The 15053-nt window shown below is 64.5% G+C and carries 9 protein-coding genes; 6 read left to right on the forward strand and 3 right to left on the reverse strand.

Translation table 11 applies throughout. The features are described from left to right. Positions 1 to 62 precede the first annotated feature (62 nt). Positions 63 to 1658, forward strand: coding sequence for a methyltransferase regulatory domain-containing protein (locus DIR46_RS17830; RefSeq protein WP_205288997.1), 1596 nt, complete (start codon positions 63 to 65; stop codon positions 1656 to 1658). A gap of 58 nt (positions 1659 to 1716) precedes the next feature. Here the strand turns inward: DIR46_RS17830 and DIR46_RS17835 are convergent, their stop codons facing one another. Then, complete coding sequence (locus DIR46_RS17835; protein WP_109346436.1) at positions 1717 to 2595, reverse strand: sulfurtransferase; 879 nt, start codon at positions 2593 to 2595, stop codon at positions 1717 to 1719. Positions 2596 to 2789: 194 nt separating this feature from the next. Here DIR46_RS17835 and dnaE point away from each other — a divergent pair, with 194 nt between their 5' ends. From dnaE to DIR46_RS17850, 3 genes are all read left to right on the forward strand, one after another. Continuing rightward, entirely contained in the window at positions 2790 to 6284 is a 3495-nt protein-coding gene (gene dnaE, locus DIR46_RS17840) for a DNA polymerase III subunit alpha (protein ID WP_109346437.1), read from the forward strand. Positions 6285 to 6514: 230 nt separating this feature from the next. Continuing rightward, a complete protein-coding gene (locus tag DIR46_RS17845) occupies positions 6515 to 7678 on the forward strand; it encodes a reprolysin-like metallopeptidase (protein ID WP_109346438.1) in 1164 nt (387 codons plus the stop codon). Continuing rightward, positions 7651 to 8718: a DUF4214 domain-containing protein gene (locus tag DIR46_RS17850; protein WP_109346439.1), complete on the forward strand. Its 1068-nt coding sequence runs from the start codon at positions 7651 to 7653 to the stop codon at positions 8716 to 8718. Before DIR46_RS17845 ends, DIR46_RS17850 begins: the two co-directional genes overlap by 28 nt. Before the next feature lie 68 nt (positions 8719 to 8786). On the opposite strand, the gene DIR46_RS17855 is transcribed toward DIR46_RS17850, so the two are convergent. Beyond that, positions 8787 to 9611, reverse strand: coding sequence for a glycosyltransferase family 2 protein (locus DIR46_RS17855; RefSeq protein ID WP_109346440.1), 825 nt, complete (start codon positions 9609 to 9611; stop codon positions 8787 to 8789). A gap of 87 nt (positions 9612 to 9698) precedes the next feature. Between DIR46_RS17855 and DIR46_RS17860 the strand changes: the two genes are divergently transcribed. Both DIR46_RS17860 and msbA read left to right on the forward strand, forming a co-directional pair. Next, positions 9699 to 10940 (forward strand): O-antigen ligase family protein, encoded by a 1242-nt coding sequence (locus tag DIR46_RS17860; RefSeq protein ID WP_229446294.1) that lies wholly within the window; start codon positions 9699 to 9701, stop codon positions 10938 to 10940. Next, the gene (msbA, locus tag DIR46_RS17865; RefSeq protein WP_109348061.1) at positions 10930 to 12654 is read left to right on the forward strand and encodes a lipid A export permease/ATP-binding protein MsbA; all 1725 of its coding nucleotides are present in this window, start codon (positions 10930 to 10932) and stop codon (positions 12652 to 12654) included. The genes DIR46_RS17860 and msbA overlap by 11 nt, the downstream gene beginning before the upstream one ends. A 32-nt stretch (positions 12655 to 12686) precedes the next feature. Here the strand turns inward: msbA and DIR46_RS17870 are convergent, their stop codons facing one another. Beyond that, positions 12687 to 14948, reverse strand: coding sequence for a family 1 glycosylhydrolase (locus tag DIR46_RS17870; protein ID WP_109346442.1), 2262 nt, complete (start codon positions 14946 to 14948; stop codon positions 12687 to 12689). Positions 14949 to 15053: the final 105 nt, after the last annotated feature.

Raw genomic sequence — 15053 nt, forward strand, 5'->3', positions numbered from 1 at the left:
CGTTCGAGAACGACGGCAAAGATGATGATTACGCGAAATTTCGTCTGAATCGATGTTAAAGTTTGCAGCTGCGCATGTCCGCTGCGCGAACCGATTTATTCACCAGTACAGGAATCTCCATGCAAGCTTGGTCTGATGGTTACATGACGGATGTTGAATACACATTCGGGTACTACGCAGAGTTGAATCCCCTGCGCACCCGACTCGTAATGTTGAACTCAGGCTATGCCTATCCCGAAATCGGCACGGCATGTGAATTGGGGTTCGGCCAGGGCTTGAGCATTAATATCCACGGCGCCGCATCGTCGACCGAGTGGTATGGTACCGATTTCAATCCGACCCAGGCCGCGTTCGCGAAAGACCTGTCCGGCGATCCGGCCAGGGCGGCCCGCATCTTCGATGACGCCTTCGACGCCTTCTGCAACCGCAGCGATTTACCCGACTTCGATTTCATCGGGCTGCATGGCATCTGGAGCTGGGTGTCCGACAGCAACCGCGCCGTCATCGCCGATTTCATCCGGCGCAAGCTCAAGGTCGGCGGGGTGGTTTATATCAGCTATAACACCCAGCCCGGCTGGGCCGCGATGGCGCCATTGCGCGATCTGTTGACGGGCTATAGCGACACCCTGGTGGCGCCCGGCACCGACACGAGCCAGCGCATCGAGTCGGCGCTCGATTTCGCCAGCCGGCTGCTGGACACCGGCGCCATGTATGGCCGCGCCAACCCGCCGGTGGCGGAGCAACTGAAGCAGCTGAGCAAACATCCCAGCAACTACCTGGCCCACGAATACTTCAATCGTGACTGGATGCCGATGCCGTTTTCCCGGATGGCCGAGTGGATGGAATCGCAAAAGCTCAGCTTCGCGGGTTCCGCCCACTATCTTGATCACGTCGATGCGTTGAACATGACCGCCGACCAGGCGACCTTCCTCAACGAGATCCCGGACCGGCGCTTCCGCGAAACGGCAATGGATTTCATGGTGAACCAGCGTTTCCGGCGCGACTACTGGATTCGCGGTCCGCGCCGCCTGGCGCCGCTCGAAAAAGCAGAAAGATTGCGCGCCCAGCGGATCGTGATGGGCATGCCTTTCGATAAGGTCGAGCTGAAGGCCAAGGGGTTGCTGGTCAATGCTGACCTGAAAGAAGACATCTACCGGCCGATCCTGAAGGCGCTGAGCGATTACCAGCCGCATTATGTCAGCGACATCGAGCGGGCCGTGGCGGGCAACGGCGTCACGCTCAACCACCTGTTGCAGGCGCTGGTCATCCTGGCGGGCAACGGCACCGTGTATCCGGCCCAGGAAGACACGGCAATCCAGCAGGCGCGCCCGGCGACCGACGCGCTGAACGCCCGCCTGTGCGGGCAGGCGCGGTACTCCACCGAGACCAGCTACCTGGCTTCGCCCGTTACCGGCGGCGGCATGTTCGTCACGCGCCTGGAACAGCTGTTCATGCTGGCGCGGGATTCCGGCTTGACGCAGCCAGGTGAATGGGCAAGGTTCGCCGCCGATCTGCTGGAAGCGCAGAACCAGCGCGTCCTCGTCGAAGGGAAGCCGGTCGAGTCGCTGGAACAGCAATTGGACGAACTGCGCAAGCAGGCGGTCAATTTCAGCGAGCTGCGCCTGGACCTGCTCAAGGGGCTGGCGATTACCAGCTGAACCATTAGGCCCCGGGGCCGCCTCATGCGGACCCGGGCGCCTTTTCATGAAACGCCGTTCAGGCCGGCGCGCCGGCGGCCTGATCGCTTTGCACCTTCTTGTTCGCGCAATGCGGGCACGATACCCCCACCACATACTCGGGCGCAAGCTGCTGCCGCGGCGTGACCACGGCGCGACAGGCGAAGCACTGCACGGTCTCGGTCGGCTCCAGCTTTGGATTGAGCGCAGTGCGGTAGTCGAACACGAAGCAGTCGCCCGTGTAATGGTCGCCGCCAACTTCCTCGAAATACTTCAGGATGCCGCCTTCGAGCTGAAACACGCGGTCGTAGCCGATTTCCTTCATGTGGATCGCGGCCTTCTCGCAGCGGATGCCGCCGGTGCAGAAGGTGACCACGGTCTTGCCGGCCAGCTCTTCCTTGTGCTCGGCCGCGACGGCCGGGAACTCGGTGAACTTGTCGATGCGGTAGTCGAGCGTGTTATTGAAGGTGCCGACATCGACCTCGAAGGCGTTGCGGGTTTCCATCATCACGACCTCGACGCCATCGTCGTCGTGTCCCTGGTCGAGCCAGCGCTTGAGCGTGTGCGCGTCCACGGCCGGTGCGCGGCCGAGTTCGGGCTTGATCAGCGGCATGCGCATGGTGATGATCTCCTTCTTGATCTTCACCAGCATGCGCTTGTGCGACTGTTCGCGCGACAGGCTTTCCTTCCATTCCAGGTCGCTCAGGCGGGCGTCGCTACGGACCCAGGCCAGGTACTGGTCGATATGTTCACGGGTGCCCGACAGGAACATATTGATGCCCTCCGGCGTCAGCAGTACGGTGCCCTTCAAGTCGAGCTCGTTGCACAGATCCTGGTATTGCGGACGCAGTGCTTCCAGGTTGTCGAGCGTGATGAATTTATAGGCGGCAATGTTGACGTACTGGGTATCGGAGGACATGGTCGTAGGCCTTGCAAAGGCTGTAGAAAAGGTAGGGCGATATTATAAGTCAGCGGGCCCGGTCGGCTGCATGGCGCGGGCGATTGCCCCCCCTTTTTTCCTCAGAGCGGCGGCGTTAGCGAAATCACCACGCGGATATGCTGGATAGTAACGCAGCCGTGCAGTCACCGCCGGTGGCGCGGTAGAATACCCGGATGACTTCCCCGACTTTCACCCACCTGCGCGTCCACTCCGAATACTCCATCGTCGACGGCCTGGTCCGCATCGACGACCTGGTCAAGGCGGCCGTCAAGGACAACCAGCCGGCGCTGGCCGTGACCGACCTGGCCAATACCTTCTGCCTGGTGCGTTTCTACAAGGCGGCGCGCGGCAAGGGCATCAAGCCGATCGTCGGGGTCGACGCCTGGATCACCAACGACGACAACCGCGACAAGCCGCACCGCCTGCTGATCCTGGCCAAGAACCACACCGGCTACCTGCAGCTGTGCGACCTGCTGGCGCGCGCCTGGCTCACCAACCAGCACAAGGGCCGCGCCGAGATCCGCACCGAGTGGCTGGAAGCGCTGGCGACGTCCGTCTCGACCCTGCATCCCGAGGAGCCCCAGGCCAATGCCCTGATCGTGCTGTCGGGCGCCCATTTCGGCGACGTCGGCCAGGCGATCGAGAACGGCGACCTGGCAAAGGCCGAGGCCAATGCCGCGCGCTGGGCGAAGATCTTCCCGGGCCACTTCTACATCGAGATCCAGCGCGCCGGCCAGCCCAACCAGGAGCAGCAGGTGCGCCATTCGGTGGCGCTGGCCGGCCGCCTGGGGCTGCCGGTGGTGGCGACGCATCCGGTGCAGTTCCTGGACAAGAGCGAATTCATCGCCCACGAAGCGCGTGTGTGTATCGCCGAAGGCGAGATGCTGGCCAACGCCAAGCGCGTGCGCCGCTTCAACGAGAATATGTGCTTCAAGTCGCAGGACGAGATGCTTGAATTGTTCAAGGACTTGCCGGGCGCGCTGGCCAATTCGGTCGAGATCGCCAAGCGCTGCAACGTCACGCTCACGCTGGGCAAGCCGCAGCTGCCGAATTTCCCGACCCCGGGCATGACGATCGACGAATTCCTGGTCGCCGAGACCAGGAAGGGGCTCGAGGAACGCCTGGTGCAGTTGTATCCCGACCCCGTGAAACGCGAGCAGGAGCGTCCGCGCTACGAGGCGCGACTGGAGTTCGAGAACAAGACGATCATCAACATGAAGTTCCCGGGCTACTTCCTGATCGTCGCGGAGTTCATCCAGTGGGGCAAGAACAACGGCGTGCCGATCGGCCCGGGCCGCGGCTCGGGCGCGGGTTCCCTCGTCGCGTATGCCCTCAAGATCACCGACCTCGATCCGCTCAAGTACAACCTGCTGTTCGAGCGTTTCCTGAACCCGGAACGCGTCTCGATGCCCGACTTCGACATCGACTTCTGCCAGGAAAAGCGCGAACTGGTGATCCAGCACGTGAAGGACCTGTACGGCCGCGACGCGGTGTCGCAGATCGCCACCTTCGGCACCATGGCGGCCAAGGGCGCGATCCGCGACGTCGGTCGCGTGCTCGACTTCGGCTACAACTTCTGCGACGGCATTTCCAAGCTGATCCCGTTCAAGCCGGGCAAACCGGTCTCGATCGCCGAGGCGATCGAGGAAGAACCGCTGCTCAAGGAACGCCTCGAAAACGAAGAAGAAGTCAAACAGCTGCTCGACCTGGCGCAACAGGTCGAGGGCATCACGCGCGGCATCGGCATGCACGCCGGGGGCGTGCTGATCGCGCCGGGCAAGCTCACCGACTTCTGCCCGCTGTACACCCAGGGCGGCGACGCCGGCGTGGTGTCGCAGTACGACAAGGACGACGTGGAGGCCGTGGGCCTGGTCAAGTTCGACTTTTTGGGATTGACCACGCTGACCATCCTCGACCGCGCCGTCAACTACATCAAGGATCTTGACCCGGCCGAGAGCGAATTCGACCTGGCCAAGCTGCCGCTGGACGACCGCGCCTCGTACAAATTGCTGAGCGACGCCAAGACGGTCGCGATCTTCCAGCTGGAGTCGCGCGGCATGCAGGGCATGCTGAAGGACGCGCGTCCCGACCGCTTCGAGGACATCATCGCGCTGGTGGCGCTGTACCGTCCGGGCCCGATGGACCTGATCCCCGACTTCTGCAAGCGCAAGCACGGCGAGAAGTTCGATTATCCCGATCCGCGCACCGAGTCGATCCTGTCCGAGACCTACGGCATCATGGTCTACCAGGAGCAGGTGATGCAGATGGCGCAGATCGTGGGCGGCTACTCGCTGGGCGGCGCCGACATGCTGCGCCGCGCGATGGGCAAGAAGAAAGCCGAAGAGATGGCCGAGCACCGCGAGATCTTCCGCGCCGGCGCAGCCAAGGACGGACTGTCGACCGAGAAGGCCGACGAGATCTTCGATCTGATGGAAAAGTTCGCGGGCTACGGCTTCAACAAGTCGCACGCGGCCGCCTATGCGCTGCTGTCCTACCATACCGCCTATCTCAAGGTGCACCATACCGCCGCGTTCATGGCAGCCAATATGTCGCTGGCGATGGAAGACACCGAGAAGATCAAGATCCTGGTCGAGGATGCGAAAGAGGTCTGCAAGCTCGTGATCCTGCCGCCGGACGTCAACGAATCGCAGTTCCGCTTCACGCCCGAAGGCGAGCCGAAGTCCAGGACCGGCAAGCAGGTGACCAATATCCGCTACGGCCTGGGCGGCGTGAAGGGCGCGGGACAGGGCGCGATCGAGGCCATCATCGCCGCGCGCAAGGAAGGCGGCAAGTTCAAGGACCTGTTCGATTTCTGCAAGCGGGTCGACCGCAAGCAGATCAACCGCCGCACCATCGAGTCCTTGATCCGTGCCGGGGCCATGGACGCCTTCGGCGTCGACCGCGCGGTGCTGCTGGCCTCCGTCGCCTTCGCGATGGAAGCGGCCGGCCAGGCGGCGGCGGCCGCCAACCAGGTCAGCCTGTTCGGCGGCGACGATTCCGACCTGGTGGCGCCGCCCGAGTACGTCAAGGCCACGCCCTGGACCGACCGCCAGAAGCTGTCCGAAGAAAAGATCGCGCTCGGCTACTACCTGTCGGGCCATATGTTCGACTCGTATGCGCAAGAGGTGCGGCGCTTCGCCAAGACCAAGCTGAAAGACCTGGAACCGTCGCGCGACCCGCGCATGATGTGCGGCGTGATCACCGGCGTGCGCACCCAGATGACCCAGCGCGGCAAGATCCTGATCGTGGCGCTGGACGACAAGACCGCGGTGCACGAGGTGACGATCTACAGCGAGGTGGCCGAGGCCAACAAGCACGCCCTCAAGGAAGACGAGTTCCTGCTGGTGGTCGGCAAGGTGTCCGAAGACCGCTTCAACGGCGGCTTGCGCATCACGGCCGAGAAGGTGTTCGACATCGCGGCGTCGCGCATCCAGTACGGGCACAAGCTCGAGATGGATCTGGCTACCACCGTCGATCCGGCAAAGATCGCCGAAGTGCTGCAACCTTACCGGGTGCAGGACGGGATGCCGGTGAGCCTGCGCCTGGTCACCAATGGGATCCCCTATGTCGTGCAGTTGGGCGACGACTGGCGCGTGGGGCCGTCGGATACGCTCAAGCAGGCGCTCGAACTGGGCCTTGGCGCGAAGGACGTCGCGGTCGAATACTGACGAGCCGCTCAGCGTGAAAAAAAGGCGTGTCTGCGGACACGCCTTTTTTTCACGCTGAGCGCCCTGCATGGGGAAGCACGTGCCGGCAAGTGTTGCATACGAGCCTTGATGAGTATGCAAGAGGTGCGCACGATTGAAAATCGGATTTGACTTGAACTGTTGAGCAGGAAATACTCCATTGTTAGCGAGTTCTTCATACCAATTTCCACGTAGAAACGATCTTCACCCTCATGGCCAGCATTTCCGACATCACCGTCACACCGCTTTCGGGCTTGAATCATATTGATGCCCTCCTGGACAAGGGTCCGGATTGGAACTTCCTTACTCCTAATCCTTACGGAAATACCCTGTACTACACCTTCTCCATCGCCTCGGGCAATGAAGCCGGGCGCAGTGGACAGGAGATGTTTTCGGTGCCCCAGCAGGCGGCGACGCGCACCGCGTTCGATTACCTGCACCAGGTGACCGGGATTATTTTCGAGGAAACGGGCGATGGCGGCTTGGCGCAGATTCATCTCGCCAATCTCGACATCGAAGGCGCCTACACCACCGGCCTGGCCAGCTGGCGCGCGGGCTACAGTGGTTCGAGTTCCCTGGCCAGCTATAGCGCCAACGCCTACCTGTACCTGGATAACGCCGAGTACCGGGGAATGACGCAGAATCTGACGCCCGGCGGCCAGGGTTATGAAACCCTGTTGCACGAACTTGGCCACGTGCTGGGCTTGAAACACCCGTTCTACGAGGAAGGCGGCGACGGAGCGCAGATCGTGCTGAGCCGTAATGAAGACCACACCGGTAATACCCTGATGTCGTACACCCCGGACGGCCGCGTCCACAGCACCTACAGCCCCTACGATATCGCGGCGCTGAACTGGCTGTATGGCGGCGATGGCCTGCGCGGTGCGCTCGGCATCAACAGCACCACCGGAGGACGCTATATCACGGGCACCGACAGGGCCGACACCCTGACGGGCACCGCATTCAACGATATTTTACAAGGCAACGGAGGCAACGACATGATCGACGGAGGATCGGGCCGGGACACGGCAGTATTCAATGCAGATCGCAGCGCTTATTCGTTCAGCGATCTGGGCAATGGCGCGCTGGCGGTATCGCACTCAACACAAGGCACTACCACCCTGCGCAATATCGACGTGCTGCAGTTCGCGGACATGAGCGTCGAACGCGCCAACCTGGCCGACCTGCTGGCGCCCGGGAAGCCCGTGCTGAGCCTGACGCTCAACGCGAAGGACTACGCGCGCGGCAATATGCCGACGATGACCGGCGCCGCCGAACCCAATTCGACGGTGCGCGTGTACATCGACAACCAGCTGGTCGCCACCGTCAAGACGGACGCCAATGGTTTGTGGGGGCCAAGTCGTCGATCTCGCTGAAGGATGGCCTGGGCTATCGCGCCTACGTGACGGCCACCGACGACGCCGGCAACGTGTCGGCGCCGAGCGATACGGTGACCTTCAACGTCGACGCCACGGCGCCGGTGGCGCCCTCAGTCACCATCGGGCTCAATCAAGGCAGCAATCAACCGATCTTCGCCGGCACCGGCGAGGCCGGCAGCACCATCGAGTTGTACCGCGACGGCGATTTCATCACGATCGGCAAGGCGGAGGTGCGATCCGATGGCACCTGGCAATTGAACTCGAAGCCGCTGCCGAATGGCGTGTACAAGGTGATCGGCGCCTCGGTCGACGTGGCGGGCAATGCCACCAGTGCGACGCGCAATATCGACTTCACGGTGGACAATCCCCTCAACAAGGTCGGCACCAGCGGCGCCGATACCTTCACCATGACTGCGGACAATGTCGCGATCAGCGGCGGCGCCGGCATCGACATCGCCGTGTTCCAGGGCGCGCGCGCCGACTACGCGATCGCCCAGCAGAGCTGGGGCCATGCGGTGACGGACCGCAGCGGCGGCGTGGACGGCCTGTACAACGTCGAGCGCCTGCAGTTCAGCGATGGCTGGGTGGCGATCGACGAAACCGCGGCCTCGGTGTTCCGCCTGTACCAGGCCGCGCTTGGCCGCGAGGCCGAACCGTTCGGCCTGGGCTACTGGATCGACCGTGTCGACAAGGGCGCTTCGCTGCAGCAGATCGCCCACGAATTCACCTGGGCGCCGGAATTCAAGGAAAAGTATGGCGAGAATCCGACCGACGAAATCTTCCTGGATCGTCTGTACCAGAACGTCCTGAACCGTGCGCCGGACCCCGACGGCTACGCCTACTGGCTGACCCGGGTCGACGATTCGAGCCGCGAGCAGATCATGCTCGAATTCAGCGACAGCGTCGAGAACAAGGCCCAGGTGCTCGCCAGCACGTCCGACGGCATGGACTTCATCCCTTACGTCTACAAGCCGCCGGTTGCGATCGACATCGTCGGCGTGGCCCAGGCAACGGAACTTCCTGTCGGCTTGGTCTGATCAACCTCTCCTGATATTCCCCGCCGCACCGCGGCGCGGAAGGGCTGTCGGCGCCTCGCCGGCAGCCTTCACGAACGGTGCTCGCGCAGTCCAATCGTCGCCTGCGTCGTCCCGTTCGCCGCACGCTCCAGCACCACCTTGCGGTTGCTCGATTCCTGATCGCGCTGCGCCTCGCGGTGCCACAGGTGCAGCACCTCGGTGGCCAGCGCGCCGTCCTTGCGCAGCACGCCGGCGTGGAACAGGCGCACCACGAGATCCGAATCCTCGTGGCCCCAGCCGGTGAAGCTCTCGTCGAAGCCGTTCACCTGCACCAGATCCGACTTCCATACCGCCAGGTTGCAGCTCTTGATGCGGCGCCAGCTGAACTTGCGGCGCACGCGGCCGAGGTCGGGCCAGCGCAGCATCGTCTGGATCACCTTGTTCATGTCGCCGGACAGGCGATGGCGCAGGCGTTCGCCCACCGACATGCCCGCGACGTCGATGTGCTCGCGCAGCGCGCGCTCGGTCAGCCCCTGGCTCAGCAGGATGCGGCTGCCGGAAACCAGGAAGCCGGGTTGCGCCAGCGCCCGGTGGCGGCGGATGAAGTCGCGCTGCGGGACGCAATCGCCGTCCAGGAAAATGATATAGTCGCCTGTTGCCGCCAGCGTGCCGCGGTTGCGCGCCATGGCGGCGCGAAAGCCGTCGTCCGGCTGCCAGACATGTTTCAAGGGCACCGGCGACCTGGCGGCCAGGCGTTCGATGCAGTCCCGCGTGTTGGCAGTCGAGCCGTCATCAGCGATAATGATTTCGAAATTCTTGTCGTCCTGGAAAAAACAGGCTTCCACCACCGCCTGCAGGGCGTCGGGCTGGTTGTACGTGGTGATCACGACCGAAATTGTCTGTGTTTGCTGCATTGCTGTCCGATTCAATAGCCGACTAGGTCGCAAGAATATCCCACAAGAACCTGAATGAACAATAAGCCGATGATGTCCCGGGAGCCAATGCAGGTTTGGATCGGCTTCCAGGTCTTCCTGTTTCCCTTCCTTAGCCTGACCACGCCTTCCGGCATCGGATTTTCCAGCCTCCTGTTCCTGCTGTCGGCCCTGTGCGTGCCGCGCAAGGCCTGGGCCGCGTTGACGCCGCACTGGAAGGAGATCCGCTGGGTGGTCGCGGCCTTCTGGCTCCAGTTCGCGCTGGCCGTCGTCGCCGTGCTGGTCCGGCCCGAGGCCGGTCTCGATACCCTGGACAAGCCTTCGCGCATGCTGCTCGGCATGAGCTGCATGGCATTGGTCCTGCTGGCGCGGCCGTCTCCCGCCGTCCTGTGGTGGGGCGTGGTGGCCGGCAGCGTGGCCGCGCTGCCTTTCGTCGCCTGGCAGCGCATCGTGCTGCAGGTCGAGCGGCCAGGGGGCTTCCTGAATGCGATCACCTTCGGCGACCTGGCCCTGGTGCTGGGCCTGGTGGCGCTGACGGCGGCGATCGATTATCGCCACCATACCCGCAAGGCGCTGCTGGCGGGGGTCGGGACGGTGGCCGGGCTGGCCGCCTGCATGCTGACCGGCACCCGCGGCGCCTGGGTCGCGCTGGCGCTGGCCGCGCTGCTGCTCTTCTCCTATGCCCAGCTGCTCAAGAGCCGCAAGGTACGGCTGCTGCTGGCCGGCAGCTTCGCCCTGGTCGGCGCCGCCTTCCTCGTGCCGGCCACCGGCATGCAGGAGCGCGCGCTGCAGGGCGTGGACGACGTCCAGACCTGGGTCGACGGCGGCAACGTCTTCACCAACGTCGGCACCCGGCTCGAATTGTGGAAGGGCGCGGCGATCCTGATCGAGGAACGGCCGCTGTTCGGCCTGGACCGCAACACGGTGCGCGCCGAGATCCGCCGCCTGGTGGAGCAGGGCACGCTCGATCCGGCGATCCTGTCGCTTGAACACCTGCATAATGACGCCCTGCAGGCGCTCGCCACCGGCGGCGTGTTCGGGCTGGCGGCCTGGATCGGCATCCTGGCGGCGCCTTTCATCTTCTTCGCGCGCCAGATGGGCCGCGTCGGCCTGGACGCGAAAGGGCGCTTTGCGCCGGCGCTGGCCGGCATGCTGGTGGTGCTGTGCTACTTCAGCTTCGGCCTGACCGAAGTCATTTTCTGGTCCCTCAAGGGCAGCATGTTCTATGCGCTGATGGTGTTCCTGCTCATGGGATTCTGCCTGGCCGCCGGCCCGGCGAGGGAAGCAAAGGTTGAACAACGTGGAAACTAAAGTGATCGTCCGGCGCCTGCTCGCGCTGGTCAAACCGTATCAATCGCGCGCCTGGATGGCGCTGCTGTCGATGGCCGTCACGGCCGCCACCCAGCCGCTGCTGGGCGAGGCGCTCAAGGTCCTGCTCGACGATGGCTTCAAGGAGAACGTCGGCTTCAGCCTGTGGTGGATCCCCACCATCCTGGTGTCGATCTTCATCCTGCGCGGCATCGGCACCTTCGGCACCGCCTATTTCAACAACTGGGTGCTGTCGCGGGTTCTCAACGACATGCGCGCACTTGCTTTTGAACGTGTCCTTCGCCTGCCGGTGGCGCGCTACCAGGACGAATCGACGGGCAAGATCATCAACACCGTGGTCAACGACGTGCGCCAGGTGGTCGACATGATCCAGTCGGTGTTCGTGGCCTGCGTGCGCGACGTGCTGGTCGTGATCGGCCTGCTCGGCACCCTGCTGTACCTGAACTGGAAGCTGACCCTGGTCGCGATCATCGTGATCCCGCTGACCGCCGTCATCGTGCGCACCACCACCAAGCGCCTGCGCAACCTGAACCGCGAGAGCCAGCGCGTCACCGCCGAGATGACCGGCGTGGTCGAGGAAGCCGCGCGCGGCCACCAGGTGATCCGCGTGTTCGCGGGCGAGAAGTACGAGCGCCAGCGCTTCCACCAGCGCAGCGAAGCCCTGCGCGGCTTCTCGCAGCGCATGACGGTGGCCTTCGCCGCCACCACCCCGGTGACCCAGATCGCGACCTCGCTGGCGTTGTCGCTGGTGATCGTGCTGGCGATCCAGGCCGACATGACGGTGGGCGAATTCACCCAGTTCGTGACGATGATGCTGATGCTGCTCACGCCCCTGAAATCGCTGGCCGAGGTGAACGGCCCGATGCAGCGCGGAATGGCGGCGGCCGAGACGGTATTCGGGATCATCGATTCGGAACCCGAGGTCGATACCGGCAACCGCGAACTGGGCCGCGCACGCGGCCACCTGGTGCTGGAAAACGTGGTGTTCCGCTATCCGAACGCACTGAACCCGGCCATGAACGGCGTCTCTCTGGAAGTAAAGCCGGGGCAGACGGTGGCGCTGGTGGGCGTGTCGGGCGGCGGCAAGTCCACTTTCGTGAACCTGGTCACGCGTTTCTACGATCCGGAAGGAGGCCGCCTGCTGCTCGACGGCGTGCCGTATACCGACATCAGGCTGGCCTCGTTGCGCGGCCAGCTGGCGATGGTGAGCCAGAACGTGGTGCTGTTCGACGATACGCTGGCGGCCAACATCGCCTATGGCGCCGAGCAGGTTGACTACGAGCGCCTGGCGGCGGCGGTGCGCGCCGCGCACCTGACGGACGTGGTGGCGCGCCTGCCGGACGGCATCGACACCCGCATCGGCGAGAACGGCTCGCGCCTGTCGGGCGGCCAGCGCCAGCGGGTGGCGATCGCGCGCGCGATCTACAAGGATGCGCCGCTCCTGATCCTGGACGAGGCGACGTCGGCGCTGGACAACGAGAGCGAACGCGCGGTGCAGGCGGCGCTCGATACCCTGATGGCCGGCCGCACCACGATCGTGATCGCGCACCGCCTGTCGACGATCGAGCGCGCCGACCGCATCGTGGTGATGGAGGCCGGGCGCATCGTGGAGCAGGGAACGCATGACGAACTGCTGGCGCACAAGGGCATGTATGCCAATCTGTATCACCTGCAGTTCACGGCGGCCGAGGCGTAATGAACCCACCTTGATGCCGCGCGTGCGCGGCATCAACGCGCGTAATGCGCCGCTTCCCCCGCATGCTCATGACCGAGACTGTGGCCATTGGCCCGATCCTGCACCGCTTCCACATAGCGCTTGAGCGCATCGTCCAGCGACGGCAATAGCAGTCCGCGCTCGCTGCTCATGGCGCTGTAGCCCGGCCGGCGGGCGGCGTAGCCGTACTCTTCGACCGAGACTTCCTGCAGCCGCTCGCTCGAGACTCCGGCCGCCGCGCAGGCGCGCCGGGCCAATTCGGCCCAGCTCAGCGCTTCGCCATTGGTCAGGTGCCAGATCCCGCGCTCGCGGTCGATCAGGAGGTCCAGCGACACGTTGACCAGGTCCGGCACGTAGGTCGGCGACACCGTCGCGTCGTGCGCCGCCTGGAACGGCAGGCCGACGTCGAGCGCGTTCAGGGCCTGGGTCACGAAGTTGTGCTGGTCCCAGGGACCGAAGAAGGCGCTGGTGCGGATCACCAGCGCCTGCGGGTCGGCTTCCAGCACGCGCTGCTCGGCTTCGAGCTTGCTGCGGCCGTAGGCGTTAAGTGGATTGGCGGCATCGGATTCCACATACGGCTGTTCCTTGGCGCCGTCGAACACCAGGTCGCTCGAATAGGTCATGAAGCGCAGCGCGTGGCGGATGCAGGCCAGCGCCAGCACGGTCGGGCCCAGCGTGTTCTCGCGCATGCAGCGGTCAAGATCGGCTTCGGCCTCGTCGACCCGCACGTAGCCGCCGGCATTGACGATCGCCCACGGCTTGAAGCGCACGATCGCCGCTTCCACCGAGGCCGGATCGGTGATGTCCATCTCCTGGCGCGTCAGCACGTGGCAGGCCAGGTTGCGCTTCTCGCAGATGCGCTTGAAGCTCGACCCCAAGGTGCCGCTGGCGCCCGAGATCAGGATCGGCTGCACGGGGGTCGACTTGAACTGGCTGCGCACGGCGATGTCGGCCACCGCCGTGCGGGTCGCGACCGGCTTGCACCAGAACCGGCCCGGCCGGCGCCACCAGCCTTCGCCCTGCAGCACCGGATTGGACAGCGGACGCTTGCTGGCCAGCTCGCGCATCAGGGTGGCGAGCGCGGTCGGCCGCGGCGCCGGGCCGCGCACGTCGAACGGGCCCGGCTCGTAGTAGCCGCGGCATTCGGTCACCAGGCAGTTCCAGTCGAAGGAGCCGAGCAGGGCCCATACCGTGACCGCGCGCACGTCGGCGCCTTGCTGGCGCGCCTTGAGCGCGGCGTTCCAGATCTCGAGCAGCCAGCGCATCTGGTCTTCGCGGTTGGCGTCGATATGGGCTTCGGTGACCGCGATCGGCAGGCCATAGCGTTCCCAGGTTTCCATCAGCAGCGGGCCGATGCCCGGCGTCGGCGTGGCCAGCGCGCGCGGCGCCTCGATGTCGGCGTGCGGCACGCCGCGAAACACGTGGCGATGGGTCTCCGGATAGCGTTCGGGACGATGGTCGAGCCAGCGCTCGCTGGTGATGTAGTAGTTCACGCCGATCACGTCGGGCGGGCAGGGGTTGTCGCGGAACCAGCGCAGCTCTTCCTCGCCCGCGCCGGAGTCGCGCAGGTAAGTCCACAGCTTGTGGTGCTCGTCGATCGTCCCGCACAGCAGGTCCCAGGCCAGCCAGCGGCGCTCGTTGAAGAAGCCGCTGATCTCTTCCATCTCGGGCGTGCCATAGGTCTTCGACAGGTCGTCGGTCTGGACCAGTTTGGCATGGGGATTGACGGCGCGGATCGCGCGCATCGACAGCACGGTGGCGCGGCACTGCACCAGCAGGGCGCGGATGAAGGTGGCTTCGTCGCCGCCATGCGGATACCAGACCCCGGCCAGGCCCGAGAAGCGCGCCGTGGTGCAGATCTCGTTGACCGGCGTGTAGTATTCGACCCAGGGATAGCGCGCCGCCACCGCGCCGGCGTAGTCGGCCAGCAGCTCGGGGAAGGCGGGATCGACCAGGCTGGTGTGGCGCGGGCCGCTGCCGTGGTGGACCAGGCCCACGATCGGATTGATGCCCAGCTGGCGCAGCGCCAACAGGCGCTCGTCAGGCCACGACCAGTCGGCCTTGTCGACGCCGTCGGGAGCGGTGCGTTCCCACAATACCGGATAGCGGATCGCCCCGATGCCGAGGGAAGCGAAGCGTTCGATGTCCTGCAGGCGGCCGGCGTGGCCATTGCGGTCCATCTGGCTGAAGTAATTGTCGCGTACGCGGTTGACCGTGCATTCGAGACCGCCCCACAGGGCAAGGTCTTGCGTGGAAGGGCCGGTTGAAATATTCATGAAGTCGGTACCTGCGTAATGAACACAGATGCCAGCCTAACGGCCCGATGCGAGCGCTTATGTGAAGTGGCCCACACAATCGGCTTTTTTCGGACAAATCCTACT

It is taken from the genome of Massilia oculi (assembly GCF_003143515.1).
Classification (GTDB): Bacteria; Pseudomonadota; Gammaproteobacteria; order Burkholderiales; family Burkholderiaceae_D; genus Telluria; species Telluria oculi.

Coding starts and splice junctions, on each gene's coding strand:
- DIR46_RS17870 (WP_109346442.1), bottom strand. CDS start 14,948: ATGAATATTTCAACCGGCCCTTCCACGCAAGACCTTGCCCTGTGGGGC.
- DIR46_RS17835 (WP_109346436.1), bottom strand. CDS start 2,595: ATGTCCTCCGATACCCAGTACGTCAACATTGCCGCCTATAAATTCATC.
- dnaE (WP_109346437.1), top strand. CDS start 2,790: ATGACTTCCCCGACTTTCACCCACCTGCGCGTCCACTCCGAATACTCC.
- DIR46_RS17845 (WP_109346438.1), top strand. CDS start 6,515: ATGGCCAGCATTTCCGACATCACCGTCACACCGCTTTCGGGCTTGAAT.
- DIR46_RS17855 (WP_109346440.1), bottom strand. CDS start 9,611: ATGCAGCAAACACAGACAATTTCGGTCGTGATCACCACGTACAACCAG.
- DIR46_RS17860 (WP_229446294.1), top strand. CDS start 9,699: ATGCAGGTTTGGATCGGCTTCCAGGTCTTCCTGTTTCCCTTCCTTAGC.